The organism is Arsenophonus endosymbiont of Apis mellifera, from assembly GCF_903968575.1.
In the GTDB taxonomy this organism is placed as follows: Bacteria; Pseudomonadota; Gammaproteobacteria; order Enterobacterales; family Enterobacteriaceae; genus Arsenophonus; species Arsenophonus apicola.
Genome location: NZ_CAJCFU010000039.1, coordinates 49193 through 64969 on the forward strand (window position 1 = coordinate 49193; position 15777 = coordinate 64969).

A 15777-nucleotide genomic window follows, 5' to 3' on the forward strand; every position below is an offset into this window, starting at 1 on the left:
ATAAAATACTTAGTATTTGTTAGTTATTACTGTTTAGTTAATGATCATAAGCGCTATTTCGCTATGGAATTTAGCGATATTCAATATATTAAATAATACTCGTATTTAATGGGTTACTGGTGGCAGGTAAGGTTCCAGTAGTTTTAGTAATTTTTGCAATGCCCCTTGATTGTCATGTAATACTTCTGCTGCTTGACGGCCATGGTATAGACGATAATCTTCATCCTTAAGCAAATGGGAAACAGTAAGAATTAAGGATTTACTATCATTAACCGTAATAAGTCCATCAGCTTGTTTTAGTTTGGTACAAATATCTTTGAAATTATAAGTATAAGGCCCCATTAAAACCGGCAAGGCATGTGCGGCTGCTTCTAAGGGATTATGCCCGCCCTTTTCGACTAAACTACCGCCGACGAAGGCGAGATCAGCAATACCATAGAGTAACATAAGTTCACCCATCGTATCGCCAATAATAACTTGAGTATTGCTATTGGGAACGAGATTTTCACTACGGCAAATATAGCGTAATTTAGCTTTTTGGGTTAACTCTTGAGCCTTTGCAAAGCGTTCTGGGTGGCGAGGAACAAGAATCAGTAATAAATCAGGAAATTGTTTTAATAGTTTAGTATGAGCCTGTAAAATAATTGACTCTTCTCCTTCATGAGTACTGGTAGCAATCCAAACTGGACGATGTGGAGCCCATTGTCGACGTAATGTTATGGCTTTTACAGCCAATTCAGGGGTGACAGAAATATCAAACTTTAGACTACCTGTAACATATAATTTCTTTCTTGCTAAACCCAGTTTAATAAAACGTTCGCCATCTTCTTGGTTTTGTGCTGCGATTAAAGTAATTTTTTGCAATAGCTCTTGGATAAAATAACCCAATTTTTGATAACGTGCTGCTGAACGTTCAGACAGACGGGCGTTAGCAATAATTAATGGAATTTTACGTTGTTTTAATTGCAGAATAAGATTTGGCCAAAGTTCTGTTTCCATAATAATGGTTAATTTAGGATCGGCGTGATTAAGAAAACGGCGTACAGAGCCTGCTAAATCATAAGGTAAATATACATGTTGAACATCATCACCAAATGCTGATAAAACACGTTCTGAGCCTGTTGGGGTCATAGTAGTAACGGTAATAGGTAGTGTTGGATAATGATGGCGTAATGCTCTAACTAACGGAACAGCCGCTAATGTTTCTCCTACAGAAACAGAATGTAACAATATTCCGCCGGGAATTACCTTACCATTACAAAAACCATATCGTTCACTCCAACGTTTACGATAAGCGGGGGACTTGCGACTACGCCATAATAAACGTAACCAAATAATGGGTTGAATAAGGTAAATAAGTATTTGATATAGACGTAATAACATTCTATCACATTGACCGATTGAGATTAGCACTATAGTAGCATATTGCACATAAGAAAGTGCAATGAATATCTATTTAAATAGCGTTTTTATTCATCATTAAAGATAAAAAAAATTTAAAATTTTGTTAATTAATTTAAATTAAACTAGTAATTAACTAAAAATATGATAGTAATTATCATTTATTTTCAAAAGATAATAATTTATAGCTATTCTTATCAATGGTAAAGATTTTATTTTGTCAGCATAATTGTTCAATATACTTAAATAATACGATAATATGTGTTCAGTTGCTCGTTATTAGTGAAAAACTTTATGAAAAACAAAGCAATTTACCCTGGTACTTTTGATCCTATCACTTACGGTCACTTGGATATAATAGAGCGTGCCGCCTTAATATTTGAACAGGTAATATTGGCTATCGCGGATAGTTCACGTAAAAATCCGATGTTTACCCTCGATGAGCGTATTTTGTTTGCTAAAGAACAGACAAAACATTTAGCTAATGTTGAAGTAACAGGGTTTTGTGAGCTGACGGTAAATTTTGCGCAAAAACACCAAGCTAATATTTTGATTAGAGGTGTGAGATCTATAACAGATTTTGAATATGAATGTCAGTTGGCAAATATGAATAGTCATCTTATGGCTGATCTGGAAACCATCTTTTTATTACCTTCTCCGAAGTTATCGTTTGTTTCTTCTTCTTTAATTAAAGATGTTGTCCGACATGGCGGTGATGTTTCATCTTTTTTACCAGCGCCAATAGCGAAAGCGATGTTGCAAAAAATTGAACAATAAAAAATGATTAAGCTTAAGCCTATTTTTGGCAGTTATGACAGAAAAAAGTACTACGTTGCCCTAGTTTTATTGATTCAATCAGTTGACCGCAATGTGAACAAGCTTCACCTTTTTTACCATAAACAAACAGTTGTTGAGCAAAATAACCTGGTTTTCCGTCTGACTGTAAAAAATCTTTTAATGTTGTTCCTCCCTGTTCTATTGAACGTTGAAGAATTTGCTTAATCTGGTTAACTAAATGATCTATCTCTTTTCTTGTTAGTGAATGGGCGGCTCTGGTTGGCAGAATTTTGGCAGCGAATAGCGCTTCATTGGCATAAATATTGCCAACACCAACGACGATTTTATTGTCCATTAACCAGGGTTTGATGGCGGTTTTTTTATTTTTTGCTCGTTGGTAGAGATAGTCTGCATTAAAGCTATTAGAGAGAGGTTCTGGCCCTAAATGGAAAAGTACCGGGCAATTATCCAAGTCATTCGTCCATAACCAGGCGCCAAAACGTCTGGGATCGGTATAACGCAATATTTTGCCATCGGCTAGGACCAAGTCGATATGATCGTGTTTTTCGGCTAATTGTTGTTTTGTTAAGATGCGTATACTACCTGACATACCTAGGTGAATGACTATCCAGCCATGTTGGAGTTGAATGAGTAAGTATTTAGCGCGCCGTTTAACACTTAAGACTGATTCGTTGGCGATATGTAAAATTTCTGTCGCTACCGGCCAGCGTAATTGACTATTGCGTACTATACTAAATTGTATTTTATTACCAACCAGGTAGGGCTCGATTCCACGTCGGCTGGTTTCAACTTCAGGTAGTTCTGGCATAGTTTCCTTAATATGTAACAAGTCGTTAATCTTAATACATACTACTGTATCTTGTGTTGGTTAGTCGATAGAATAGAAGGCATTAATATGTTATCTGGAGTAGAAATGAAGGTTATCCCTATAATTAATAAACGAATTAATTGCCGCTGTTATTGGAATTTAGGGATAGTATTTTTTTTTATTGCTATATATTTTCTTGATGGTGTTACACGTTATAAGCATGTCTTAGCAGGATTAATTTATCTCACCGCTATTGTCTATTTAATTAAAGATAGAAAGCGTGTTTTCAGTATATTTAAGAATAATTTATTTTTGTCTTTAGTGCTTTTTGTTATAGCAATGCTTTATTCATTAATTATCTCTAAAGATGTTAATATTTCATTAAAAGCTATTAATAAAGGTGTTATTGAAAAATTATTTATTACCGCAGTGGCTATTGCCATAGTGCTCTATCAAGAAAAACAAGAGCATATAACTAAGCTTTTGATTTTCTCTTTAATTATTTCTATTTTACCGTTAACAATAAAGGAAATTCTGCAATATATTGACGAATATCATCAGGGTATCCTGCCGTTATCAAAATTTGAACATCGATATATTTCTGATTGGTTAATCTTTATTGTACCCGCTTTACTTTCCTTTTGGTTTTATAAAGGAGTGAAAAATAAAATTTTATTTTTCTCGCTTTCGATTACTTTTGTTGCTATCACAATCGGGACATTACAGCGAGGTACTTGGTTATCTATTACGGTAATATTTATTATCTGGTGTGGAGTAAAAAAAGAGATTAAGTTACTCAGTCTTGCTGTTATTGGCCTAAGTATCTTGTTATCCTACTTGGCAATGATTAATCAAGGTCAGTTTGATAAATTATTTTACAAATTAGAGCAGACGAGTAGTAGTAGTCGTTATAGTCAAGGTACTCAGGATTCAGCCTTAGATCTTATTAAAGAGAATCCAATAAAAGGTTATGGCTATGGCGAGCAGTTATTTTATAAAATTTACAATGAAAGAGTAATTGATTATCCTGACTGGATTTTTAAACAATCGATCGGGCCTCATAATACAGTTTTATCAATTTGGTTTGCTGCTGGAATTATTGGTCTAATTGCTCTCCTCTATCTTTTTGTTTCAATTTTTATGTACTTATTTAAAGGATATCGTAATAATACGGCAAAAGATGGTTTTTTGATCCTGATGTTGATATTTATCGGTGATATGATTGTTAGAGGATTATTTGAAACGGTAAATGTTTCAAATATGGCTATTATAATAGGAATAGCATTAGCATTGAATCGTAATGAAAAATTGATAAATTAGTTAAACTAAAGCACCTATCCGTGAGGCGCTTTAAGATTATTTTTTTAGTAGTTTATATTTAATTAAGCATAAGAAACCTTGCATATATTTATGTTGTAAAAATAGATGTTTGTATTTTTCTTGCAGTTCCGTTCTCTTTTCTGCAATTTTTAGTGGTTGATCTTTCCACGGTGAGTGAATATATGAATTGTAAAAAAATTGACTGGCAGGATAATTAACACCCCAAGTATGCCAGGGTTTTGTAACACCAGTATAGTGGATAAGAGAGGTGCTATCTGTTATGGTATTTTTGTATTTGGAAAAATCGTGATAAAACAATTCATTTTTCAACGTATATATACAATTATAATCACGAGATAAATAGATATTTTGTGTCTGAAATAATATATTTAGTGCATCTTGATCAAGATATTTTAATTTACCGAAATCTGTTTTTCCTCGTACCAGTTCGAATGATTTTTTGGAAAAATCATTTTCAATCCATTTCTGTAAATTCACATAAATTACGCCGGCATTAAAATATTTGCCATTTAAATCGGCTAAATTGAGTCGAGTCGCACTTGATTGCTGCATGTTGTCAACATCGAGTACAACGGCGGCAAAAAAATCAGCTAAATTTAGCTGAAATAGTTCTTTTAGGCTGCCTTTACAGATAACATCAGCATCCAAATATAAAATAGAGTTTATATTAGTACTCAAATATTCAAAAGCGATTAACCTAAAATAGGTGGCATAAGACCAAAAGTCTGAGGTTGATAGTTGTTTTAATTCTTCAGCATCGAGCAGATAGATAATTATATTAGAATTATACTTCGCTATCATTTCTTGAAAACGTGCTAAATATTCGTTATCAATATAATCAGTAAATAGGTAAAAATTGAAATCAGTATCAGTATTATTCATTAATACGGAATTTATGGATATTGCTGCACCAAATAGAAAATTTTTATCAACGCCATAAGCAATATTAAAATTTTTATTATTTTTAGTAAGATTTTCTTTTCCTGCAATATTAAATTTTTGTTTTATAAAATGCCTCATGATAAACATAGCCCTTTAACTCTTTTAAAGAGAATTTTAAATTTTGCTAAATAATAGTGAGTATAATTCTTTAAACCTTCGTGGTATTTTCTTTGTTTGAATTTATGTTTAGCGCAATACCTTAAAAGGTGTACGCTTTCTGCTTTTAATAGCGGTTTATTTTGCCAGGGAGAGGCATTTTTTGCTTTAATAAATGGTTGTGAAAAGGGAGATATTGCCCATTCATGCCATGGTTTGGTCGGGCCAATATAGTGAATAAAAATAGTATCAATAGCAAATGCATCATGTTTAACACTTTGCAGACCATAATTTATACTGTACTGAGTATTATATTTTTTTGCCAAATAGATTACTTTATTTGTTAGCAGAATATTTAAAACATCTTGGTCAAGAAAAGAGAATTTATTTTTTAACGAATTATTTTTAAGTAACTGCATTGCTTGAGTTGAAATATCTTCTTCTGCCCAGCGATTAAGATTAATGAGTATAAATCCAGCGTTAAAATAGCCTTGTGAGATATTTGCTACCTCTAATTCGGATGCTCTTTTTTGCCACCATTTTTTATCTTTTTCTGTTACCACTGCAGCAATTTCATTATTATTGAATTGAATTTTTTGTAATTTATCTAAATTATTATTACATATAATATCTGCATCTAAGTATAAAATTTTATCTATTTTATTGGTGAAATAGTCAGCAATGATGAATCTAAAGTAGGTGGCATATGACCAGTTTCTAGTGCAGGGCAATGATTTTAAGCTCTGGTCGTCGACTAAATAAATATTTATTTCAATTTTATATTGACGCGCAAGGGTATTGAATAGCGTTGCCTGTTCATGATCAAAATAATCGGTAAATATATGGAAACAATAATTAATATTAGAATTGTACAGCGCAATTGATGCTATTGATATTCCGCAACCATATAAAAAATTTTTATCGACTCCATATGCAATATGGAATTTAGGGTGACAATCAGCATTCATATTTTGCGTTAAGCAGAGTTTTTGTTTAATAACTTTGTGCTTGTCAAAATACATGTACTATACCCATTTTTATAGAATCTTTTATAAAAACAAAACGTTTAGAGTTATAATCCTCTCCTAACGGTTCTTTCTTTTATTTTTTCTGCTTTAATATTAGCGCTGAAAATCAATTTTTGTTCATTATTTAGAATATTTCTTAAACTATCGGAAAAATAAATTTGCATAAAACGAAAAATATCTCGTTGGGTTAAGCCAATGTTAAGTGAAGAAAAATATAACCCAATCAAATCTTTATCTTCCCAACGTTTGGGTACATGCTGCCGTATTTGGGCGCGATGCAAGTCAATAATTGAAATCTTTAATTTTTTTTCATCGCCGTCAAAAGGCAAATGTAATAAAAAATGGCAAATATAGCAATCGCGATGATTGACACCACATGCATGCATTTTACGCACTATTTCAGCCATTCGAAAAATTAATGCTTTTTTAGTACTAAATTTGGGAGCTGAATTTTTCCAATTTACGCAGTACTCTTCTAAGCTAATGGTCGGAATAAGTGCTTCAGTAATAATGAATGACTTACGGTATAAAGGATTAATTCCTTTTTGGCCGAAAGCTTTACCATGCATCGTATCAATGCCTGCCTCGGTTAAACGATGGATCGCTTTCCATTCTCTATCCGCACCTAATACTGGTATTCGTAAAGAAAATAGGTTTTTTAATATTTCTTTTAACGTAGTGCCATAATGAATTTTGAGAAAATAACTCTTTGCATTAAGCGTAAAGCATAATGTCTTGCGTGTCTCTAATTGACGAAAAATTTTGCCATCTAATTTTTCTATTTCAATAAAAGGATCTTTATCTTGCCATAAGTTTTTAAAGGGTTGTTTAAGTTCAAGCATGCTGGCATTCCAAAATAATATCTGCAGCTTTTTCAGGTAAACTGTATAAGTCTTGAGTGTCAGCAAAGTGGCGTGCAGATTTTGCCCATTGATTTAATAGAGACTTATTAGCTAAGCTTGTAGCCAAAGCATTATTAAGATTTTTTTGGCTATAAGGTTCATCTATTACTATGCCACAATTTGCGTGTTTGATATAAGGCGCATAACCACAAATATCTGTTGTAATGACGGGTAAACCCGCTGCAATAGCTTCGATTAATACTATGCCGGCAGCTTCTTGGTAGGCTGGATGGATTAACATATCAGCAGCAGCCATCAATTCAGCTATATCATTACGCCCATCAAAAAATAAAACATGCTTATCTATAGCCAGTTTTTTTGCTAATCGTTGATAGCGGGTAGGTGAGTCTTGGCCTACTACCATTAACATAGTTTTATTTTTTATATTCTCAGGCAAGGAAGCTATTGATTTCAGTGTTCTGTCTACACCTTTGCGTTTAAAATCTGAACCGACTTGTAATAAAAAGAATTGATCTATAGAAATGGCATTTTTTTTACGATATATCTGTTTTGCGTCAGTAATTTGCTGGTCATATTTTCTACTAAGGTCAATGCCTGGTGGTAACAGATAAAAACGTGCGTCAGGTGTTTTGTAATGTTTTTTAAAGTCATCAACTTGATGTTGGGTCAACATTAATAATTTAGTATGACTGTTTACATCAAAGACCGCTTTTTCATAAGCGATATAATGTTGGTATCGTTTGGTCAATTTATAAAAAAAACCTTTTTCTTTTTCAACTTTTTCTGCATAACAAACATCTGCTGCATAATAAATATCTAATCCTGGCATCTTATTAAAACCAACAATAACATCAGCAGGATATTGGGTTAAATGCGTTTTAACCTGATGATAAAATGCTTCATTACGCCCATGATTTGTATGCCTTTTAACTGGGATGATGATAACGTTAATATCAGCAGGAATTTCATCATCCCATACCATTGTGTAAACACGTATTTGATGTCCGCGTTTTTGGCAAGCAGAGAGGATTTTGATGAAATCTCTTTGTAACCCACCAAAGGGGAAATATTTATATAAACAAAATGCAATTTCCATGGAATTATATCTCTATCTCAGATTTAATGGTTTGTATATCCATTGGTAACATTTTTTTTGTGGCGGCGATAATATCTTTAGCAGGAATTATTGATAGATACTTTTTATTACGATCACGCTCATGTCGCTCTGGCATTTTTTCATAATTGCCAGCCCAAATTTGAATAACATTTTTACTCCATGGTTTCCAATATTGATGATCTGTAGCACCGAATAAGCAGATAATAGGGGTTTCTAATGCTGCTGCAATATGCATTGGTGCTGAATCTACACCGATAAATAAAGCGGCATGACTAATTAGAGCGCCTAATTGTGGAAATGTAGTTTTTCCTGCAAATTCTGTAACGGGTGATTGACGACATTGTTGTGCAATATTAGCCACGCAGGTCAGATCATCTTTACTGGGGCCTGATGTTAATATGACTCGATATCCTCTAGATTGAAGATTATCAATCACCTCAGCAAATTTTTCATCATCCCAACACTTAAATTTTTGTCTAGCTGTTGGTTGGATAACAACATAGCTACTATGTACACCTAGAGAAATTAATTGGTGATTAATTTTTTCCCAATCAGTTGCTTGGTAAGCCATTGTTGTATTGGAATATAAAGTATTAAGTTGAAGAGGCTTTAGTATAGAGAGATTTTGTTCAACAACATGTTTTCCCCTTGGTTTAACAATATGTGTAAAACTTCCAGACCAATAGTTTGTGTCTCTATGCTTGAATTGATGAGAAATTTTTATCTTGGCAGGAATACATCTTACCAAAAAAGGTACAATCCATTGATCGGCTAAATTTATAATTAAATCATAATGATTTTTTCGTATTTTATTGATTAATATGATAAAATCAACTAGTTTAGCCATATTGTTATTTTTTTTGTTTTTTATGCCATAAAGTGCATGAATTTCTCTATTTTCAGACAAGATTGGTATTGTATCTTGATAGAGAAGAATATCAATTTTAGCGGTTGGATAATTTTTTTTGAGCGTGCTAATGACAGGTGTTGTCAGTAACATATCTCCATGAAATCGCATTTTAATGATCAGAATTTTTTTAAATTGTTTATCCACTTGCTGCAGTCACTCTTGAATTGTTTGTTTATAAGTTTATCTGATTTTTGACCAATGTTATCACTATAAATTCAACAAATTTGAGATAGTTAATTTCATTAGAATAATCTAAAGGGTTACTTTTTTTGTACTAGAAATAACTTTTATTTTTGAAAATTTTTAGTAGATTTGAAAAAATAATAAAAATTTGAATCTTTATAAAGTAAATAATTTTAAATATTATCAATAAGTTTAACAATAATATTACTAATTTGTAATTTGCTATCTGTTATTTTTTACTATACATAATGGTATGAGACTATTTTTTTAATAGTAATATCAGAAAATATTTTTAGTATGTTTGCATTGATAATGGTGAGAGATTATTTATAGGTAGTATAAAAGTAAGATAACCCGATGGTATAGTTTTACTATACCATAACAAAAAATTGAATGACTTTTTGTTATTCTTCAGCCATTTGTTAAAGATTTGAATAATTATGGTAATAATTTTTCAAGTTACTGATTATCTCATTTTAGAGAAAAATTTTGCATATATTCTATTATCCTGAAAAATTGTGATTTTCAGCCATCTAATAAATGTTTTTATTCAAAGAAAAATTATATGAATATATGAGCTGAAATTTAATGAATAAAATAAGAAATTTTTTTGATAATTATTTATATTCATTAATTTTTTCAATAGGTTATTTATTATATTAACGAAATTGCAGTGAAAAGAATGAAATGAAAAAAATGTTAATAATATAAAATTCTCTTTTATACATTAAAGATATTATATAAAAAACCCAGCTTGCGCTGGGTTTTTTATTAAGAAGTTATTTAATTTTAGCTTCTTTATAAATCACATGCTTACGAACAACTGGATCGAATTTTTTCATTTCCAATTTTTCAGGCATAGTGCGTTTGTTCTTCGTTGTAGTATAGAAGTGGCCTGTACCTTCAGAAGAAACTAGTTTAATTTTATCGCGAATACCTTTAGCCATTTTTAAGTTCCTTAGTATTTCTCACCACGGGAGCGAAGCTCAGCAAGAACTGCGTCGATCCCTTTTTTATCGATTATACGCATGCCTTTTGCCGACACACGAAGTTTTACGAAACGTTTCTCAGACTCAACCCAGAAACGGTGAGAGTGCAGGTTTGGCAAAAAGCGGCGTTTAGTTGCATTCATTGCGTGTGAGCGGTTATTACCGCTCATCGGGCGCTTACCAGTAACTTGACAGACTCGTGACATGTCTATTTCTCCAAAAATCTAATCAGCTCGAGCTTTATATCGGGAATGACTGCCTCGTCAGACTTAGGAGCCTATCTCAGCAAATTTTCTTAATATAAAAAACAACTTAACTTCAGTAAAAACTCACTGAGATAGGCCCTTTGTGTCAAACCCGAGATCCTAAAAGGTGGCGTAGTATACGCCCTATAGCGCTTTCACTCAAGCCCAGAACTAATAAAGTTGCTATTTCTTAGTCAAAATATGGCATTAGAGTAGGCCAAGTTCGACAAATGAAAGGCATTTTTTATGGGCGATGACAAAATGGTCAAGTAATTTTATGTCTATCAAACGGCAAGCATTGGCGATTCTTTCGGTGACAATTTTATCCGCTAAACTGGGCTCCGGGTTACCCTATGGATGATTATGCGCTAGAATAATGGATACTGCATTTACTTTAACAGCTTGCCTTAAAATTTCTCTCGGATGTACCTCTACTCGATTTATGGTACCTTTAAACATTTCTTCATAGCAAATAATTTGATTTTGGTTGTTTAAGAATAATACGATAAAAATTTCTCTATCTTGTCCAAGATAAAAATCGAGTAGATATTTTTTTAAGTGCTTAGGGCTTCTCATAATACTTTGATTAATAAGTTGTTGTGTAAAAAATCGTTTAGCCACTTCACCAATCGCTTGTAATTGTGAATACTTACAAACCCCTAATCCCTTGTGCGCTGAAAATTGTTGATAATCAGCTGTTAATAGTTTATGAAGCGAACCAAATTCTTTTAGTAAGTTTTCTGCCAATATTAAAACCGGAAATCCAGGCAACCCTGTGCGAAGAAAAATGGCCAAAAGCTCTATGTCACTTAATGATGATGCCCCATAAGCTAAAAGCTTTTCTCTAGGTTGAAGTGCATAATTTATTTCTTCCATATGTTTTCCTGTCTATTTCCCAGTCGCTTTGACAGGTTACAGCATGCCAAAGTATGTGCCAAAATTTCCTAGCGTAGTTGCGTAGCGTTTTGCAAAAAAGTTTTTTGATGGATAAAAATTGATGGTATTCTCACCTAAACTTCAGCTTATGGTAATATCAGTAAACTCATCATTTGAATTTGGATAGATATGATGGCAGAACTTACAGGTAAAAATATCGTGCTTGGTGTTAGCGGTGGTATTGCCGCTTATAAAACACCGGAATTAGTTCGTCGTTTGCGTGATCATGGTGCAATTGTACGTGTGGTCATGACAAATGCCGCCAAATCTTTTATTACACCGTTAACACTACAGGCTGTTTCGGGCTATCCAGTTGCTGATGATTTATTGGATCCTGCCGCAGAGGCAGCAATGGGTCATATTGAATTAGCTAAATGGGCAGATTTAATTATTTTAGCACCTGCAACTGCAGATTTGCTTGCTCGTTTATCTGTTGGTATGGCTAATGATTTATTAACAACGGTCTGTTTAGCCTCAGAGGCAAAAATAGCTGTTGTGCCGGCAATGAATCAGCAGATGTATCTCGCTAATATTACTCAGCAAAATATTACATTACTTAAAGAGCGCCATGTTTTAGTTTGGGGCCCTGCTGAAGGCAGTCAAGCTTGTGGTGATGTTGGCCCCGGTCGAATGCTAGAGCCGTTAGCTATTGTTGAGTTAGCTGAGAATAGTTTTCAGCATAAGCAAGATATGGTAAACCTGCATTTAGCAATTACGGCGGGGCCAACCCAAGAGGAAATCGATCCCGTTCGTTTTGTTACTAATCATAGTTCGGGAAAAATGGGTTTCGCGATAGCACAAGCGGCTGCAGAACGAGGTGCTAATGTAACACTTATTAGCGGTCCAGTTAATTTATCAACGCCTGCAGGCGTTAAACGTATTAATGTTGTCAGCGCGTTGGAGATGTATAACCAAGTACATAATATAATTGATAAACAACAAATTTTTATTGGATGTGCTGCAGTGGCTGATTATCGGCCAAAAGCGTTTACAAAAGAAAAAATTAAAAAGCAGGCAGACGAAATTACTCTGACATTGGTAAAAAATCCTGATATTGTGGCAAGTGTTGGTAAATTGACTAAAAATCGTCCTTATGTTGTTGGATTTGCAGCAGAGACACAAAATGTGGAAGAATATGCTCGTAATAAGCTTATCCAAAAAAATCTGGATCTTATTTGTGCAAATGATGTTTCATTAGCCGATCATGGATTCAATTCAGAAAGCAATGCCCTGAATTTATTTTGGGAAGATAAAGAGATACATTTACCTCATAGTCATAAATTAGAGCTTGGCCACCGTTTACTCGATGAGATACTTCAACGTTATGAAGAAAAAAATAGACATTAAAATTCTTGATCCTCGTGTAGGAAATGAATTTCCTTTACCCACTTATGCGACAGAAGGATCTGCTGGATTAGATCTACGAGCTTGTTTAGATCAGGCGATACAATTAGAACCAGGTCAAACTAAGCTATTACCCACAGGATTAGCAGTACATATTGCAGATCAACAATTGGCTGCAGTAATTCTTCCTCGTTCAGGTTTAGGCCATAAGCATGGTGTTGTATTAGGAAATTTAGTCGGTTTAATCGATTCTGATTATCAAGGTGAATTGATGGTTTCGGTCTGGAATCGTGGTAATACAAGTTTTACTATTGAACCGGGTGAGCGTATAGCACAAATGGTTTTTGTGCCAGTTGTTCAAGCTGAATTTAAGCTTGTACAAGATTTTGAAACGACAAAACGTGGTAGTGGTGGTTTTGGTCATTCAGGCCGCCAATAATCTTATTATTTATAAAATATTATCAATTTTTTGATTTTTAAGCTTTATAAATGATGAAAAGCAAGGATTGCGTGGTCTGTTTTGTTGTTTTATCAGGGGTCTTGTTTAGCCATGGCAGGAAAAGAGATAGCAAAGAAGAAAAACAGGCGTGAGGAAATCTTGCAGGCGCTTGCGCAAATGTTGGAAACAAGTGATGGCAGCCAGCGCATTACCACAGCTAAGTTGGCAAGTCATGTTGGTGTATCTGAAGCAGCACTATACCGGCATTTCCCTAGTAAAGGGAAAATGTTTGATAGTCTTATTGAATTTATTGAAAATTCTTTAATTTCACGTATTAATCTGATTCTGCAAGATGAGAAAGACACCATTAGGCGTATTCGCTTGATTTTAATGTTGATACTGGGTTTTGCGGAGAAAAATCCTGGATTAACACGAATAATGACAGCACATGCGTTGATGTTTGAGCAAGTTCAATTACAAGATAGGATTAGCCAATTGTTTGAACGTATCGAAGCGCAATTTAGACAGGTTTTAAAGGAAAGAAAAATACGAGATAAGCAAAGTTTTAGTTATGATGAGAGTTTATTAGCATCTCAACTATTAGTGTTTTGTGAGGGTATGTTATCACGATTTGTACGTTCAGAGTTTCGGTATTGCCCAACTAAAGAATTTGATGCACGCTGGCCTATGATCTTGGCGCAGTTACAATAATTAATTGTACTACTCACTCCGCCTGATATTTGGGCGGAGTTTTTTTTACGCTAGTGGGTTAATAAAATTGCTAATTTTTTATTTGTTAAGAGGAGTGGTACCATAGTTTTCTCGATAAGCTTTCATCGTAGCCAAATGGGTTGACATATTCGGATTTTCACTTAAATAATCAATTAAATCATTCAAAGTAATAATAGAAAATACCTGGCATTTGAATTTCTTTTCAATTTCTTGGACGGCTGATAGATTCTTTTCACCTTTCTCCTGACGATCTAGACTTAATATAACCGCACTAAGTTTAGCTTTATGTCGCTTAATTATTTCTGCAGATTCTTTAATTGCCGTTCCTGCTGTAATAACATCGTCAACGATCACAACATTTCCTTTTAATGGACTACCGACTAATTCTCCACCTTCACCATGTTTTTTAACCTCTTTCCGATTGAAACAGTATGGCTTATCAAAGTGATAATGCTCAGATAGTGCAACCACCATTGTTGTTACGATCGGAATACCTTTATAGGCCGGACCAAAAATAATGTCACAAGCAGGATTATGATCCATAAACGCTTGGGCATAAAAATGACCTAGTGCAGCTAAATCTTTTCCTGTATTAAAGAGGCCAGCATTAAAAAAATAGGGGCTCTTGCGACCAGATTTCAACGTAAATTCACCAAATTCCAATGCTTTTTTTTTCATGGCGAGTTTAATAAATTCGCGCTGATAGCCTTTCATTAAATTTTCCTCTTTAATTTATCTTCTTTCAATTTTACAGCTATAAAAGACCGCTAGTAAGATATAATAGTTTATTATTCTAATGCTTCTTTCTGGGCGGTAAAAATGGTTTGTAAGCCATTTTTTGCTAAAGAAAGCAGCGATAACAGCTCCTCATGACTAAATGGTTCACCTTCTGCAGTACCTTGAATTTCGATCATTTTACCATTATCCATCATGACAATATTCATATCTGTTTCAGCGACAGAGTCTTCACTATATTCTAGATCACAAATAGGTTTGCCATCCACTATGCCGACAGAAACTGCTGCAACCATTGATTTAAGCGGACTTTTTTTCAATTTTCCTTCTGCGACCATTTTGTTTAATGCATCAGTTAAAGCGACACAGGCACCCGAAATTGCAGCGGTACGAGTGCCTCCATCAGCCTGAATGACATCACAATCTAGTGTAATGGTATATTCACCTAATTGCTTTAAATCAACAGCAGCTCGTAGAGAACGTGCGATAAGGCGTTGTATCTCCATGGTGCGACCGGTTTGTTTGCCTTTTGCTGCTTCGCGTATATTACGAGAATTTGTTGCTCGTGGTAACATACCGTATTCTGCTGTTATCCAACCTTGTGATTGGCCTTTTAAAAAGCGGGGAACGCCTTCTTCGATTGTAACGTTACATAATACTTTGGTATCACCAAACTCAATCAGAACAGAACCTTCTGCATGTTTAGTATATTGACGGGTGATTTTTATAGGGCGCACCTGATCAGCCTGCCTATTCTCTGGACGCATGGTGTTATCTCCGTAGTTAAATAATGTTGGTGGCGCATTATACGTTCTTCGACATTGAATGCCTATCCTATGCTTTCACTCAAGGTTATAATCTAATTTTTAT

Annotated in this window: 16 protein-coding genes and 1 pseudogene; 5 read left to right on the forward strand and 12 right to left on the reverse strand. The window is 34.0% G+C overall.

Going from position 1 to position 15777, the window contains the following annotated elements; translation table 11 throughout:
- Window positions 1-105: 105 nt before the first annotated feature.
- Window positions 106-1383 (reverse strand): lipid IV(A) 3-deoxy-D-manno-octulosonic acid transferase, encoded by a 1278-nt coding sequence (gene waaA, locus H1X92_RS05275; RefSeq protein WP_180559172.1) that lies wholly within the window; start codon window positions 1381-1383, stop codon window positions 106-108.
- A gap of 312 nt (window positions 1384-1695) precedes the next feature.
- Here waaA and coaD point away from each other — a divergent pair, with 312 nt between their 5' ends.
- Window positions 1696-2178, forward strand: a complete 483-nt coding sequence (gene coaD, locus H1X92_RS05280; RefSeq protein ID WP_180559173.1) for a pantetheine-phosphate adenylyltransferase — start codon at window positions 1696-1698, stop codon at window positions 2176-2178.
- A gap of 19 nt (window positions 2179-2197) precedes the next feature.
- Here the strand turns inward: coaD and mutM are convergent, their stop codons facing one another.
- Window positions 2198-3007, reverse strand: coding sequence for a bifunctional DNA-formamidopyrimidine glycosylase/DNA-(apurinic or apyrimidinic site) lyase (gene mutM, locus H1X92_RS05285; RefSeq protein WP_180559174.1), 810 nt, complete (start codon window positions 3005-3007; stop codon window positions 2198-2200).
- 105 nt (window positions 3008-3112) lie between these two features.
- On the opposite strand from mutM, the gene rfaL reads away from it, so the two are divergent.
- Window positions 3113-4327 carry an O-antigen ligase RfaL gene (gene rfaL, locus H1X92_RS05290; protein ID WP_180559175.1) on the forward strand — a complete coding sequence of 405 codons (1215 nt, stop codon included), beginning with the start codon at window positions 3113-3115 and terminating at the stop codon, window positions 4325-4327.
- A 36-nt stretch (window positions 4328-4363) separates the two neighbouring features.
- Here the strand turns inward: rfaL and H1X92_RS05295 are convergent, their stop codons facing one another.
- The 8 genes and pseudogenes from H1X92_RS05295 to radC form a co-directional block, all read right to left on the reverse strand.
- A complete protein-coding gene (locus tag H1X92_RS05295; RefSeq protein WP_180559176.1) occupies window positions 4364-5368 on the reverse strand; it encodes a glycosyltransferase family 8 protein in 1005 nt (334 codons plus the stop codon).
- Window positions 5365-6408 carry a glycosyltransferase gene (locus H1X92_RS05300; protein WP_180559177.1) on the reverse strand — a complete coding sequence of 348 codons (1044 nt, stop codon included), beginning with the start codon at window positions 6406-6408 and terminating at the stop codon, window positions 5365-5367. Before H1X92_RS05300 ends, H1X92_RS05295 begins: the two co-directional genes overlap by 4 nt.
- A gap of 50 nt (window positions 6409-6458) precedes the next feature.
- Window positions 6459-7256, reverse strand: a complete 798-nt coding sequence (rfaP, locus tag H1X92_RS05305; RefSeq protein ID WP_180559178.1) for a lipopolysaccharide core heptose(I) kinase RfaP — start codon at window positions 7254-7256, stop codon at window positions 6459-6461.
- Complete coding sequence (locus tag H1X92_RS05310; protein WP_180559179.1) at window positions 7249-8373, reverse strand: glycosyltransferase family 4 protein; 1125 nt, start codon at window positions 8371-8373, stop codon at window positions 7249-7251. The genes rfaP and H1X92_RS05310 overlap by 8 nt, the downstream gene beginning before the upstream one ends.
- Before the next feature lie 4 nt (window positions 8374-8377).
- Window positions 8378-9448: a lipopolysaccharide core heptosyltransferase RfaQ gene (gene rfaQ / locus H1X92_RS05315; protein WP_180559180.1), complete on the reverse strand. Its 1071-nt coding sequence runs from the start codon at window positions 9446-9448 to the stop codon at window positions 8378-8380.
- Window positions 9449-10266: 818 nt separating this feature from the next.
- Entirely contained in the window at window positions 10267-10434 is a 168-nt protein-coding gene (gene rpmG, locus H1X92_RS05320; RefSeq protein ID WP_026821921.1) for a 50S ribosomal protein L33, read from the reverse strand.
- Between the two features lie 11 nt (window positions 10435-10445).
- Entirely contained in the window at window positions 10446-10682 is a 237-nt protein-coding gene (gene rpmB / locus H1X92_RS05325) for a 50S ribosomal protein L28 (RefSeq protein WP_180559181.1), read from the reverse strand.
- Window positions 10683-10928: 246 nt separating this feature from the next.
- Window positions 10929-11597 (reverse strand): annotated as a pseudogene (radC, locus tag H1X92_RS05330) (RadC family protein).
- Window positions 11598-11789: 192 nt separating this feature from the next.
- On the opposite strand from radC, the gene coaBC reads away from it, so the two are divergent.
- From coaBC to slmA, 3 genes are all read left to right on the forward strand, one after another.
- Window positions 11790-13004 carry a bifunctional phosphopantothenoylcysteine decarboxylase/phosphopantothenate--cysteine ligase CoaBC gene (gene coaBC, locus H1X92_RS05335; RefSeq protein WP_180559220.1) on the forward strand — a complete coding sequence of 405 codons (1215 nt, stop codon included), beginning with the start codon at window positions 11790-11792 and terminating at the stop codon, window positions 13002-13004.
- On the forward strand, window positions 12982-13440 hold the full coding sequence (gene dut, locus H1X92_RS05340; protein ID WP_180559182.1) for a dUTP diphosphatase: 459 nt from the start codon (window positions 12982-12984) through the stop codon (window positions 13438-13440). Before coaBC ends, dut begins: the two co-directional genes overlap by 23 nt.
- 111 nt (window positions 13441-13551) lie before the next feature.
- On the forward strand, window positions 13552-14151 hold the full coding sequence (gene slmA, locus H1X92_RS05345; RefSeq protein ID WP_180559183.1) for a nucleoid occlusion factor SlmA: 600 nt from the start codon (window positions 13552-13554) through the stop codon (window positions 14149-14151).
- Between the two features lie 78 nt (window positions 14152-14229).
- Here the strand turns inward: slmA and pyrE are convergent, their stop codons facing one another.
- Together pyrE and rph are read right to left on the reverse strand one after the other, a co-directional pair.
- Window positions 14230-14886: an orotate phosphoribosyltransferase gene (gene pyrE, locus H1X92_RS05350; RefSeq protein WP_180559184.1), complete on the reverse strand. Its 657-nt coding sequence runs from the start codon at window positions 14884-14886 to the stop codon at window positions 14230-14232.
- A 74-nt stretch (window positions 14887-14960) separates the two neighbouring features.
- Window positions 14961-15674, reverse strand: a complete 714-nt coding sequence (gene rph, locus H1X92_RS05355) for a ribonuclease PH (RefSeq protein ID WP_180559185.1) — start codon at window positions 15672-15674, stop codon at window positions 14961-14963.
- Window positions 15675-15777 lie beyond the last annotated feature (103 nt).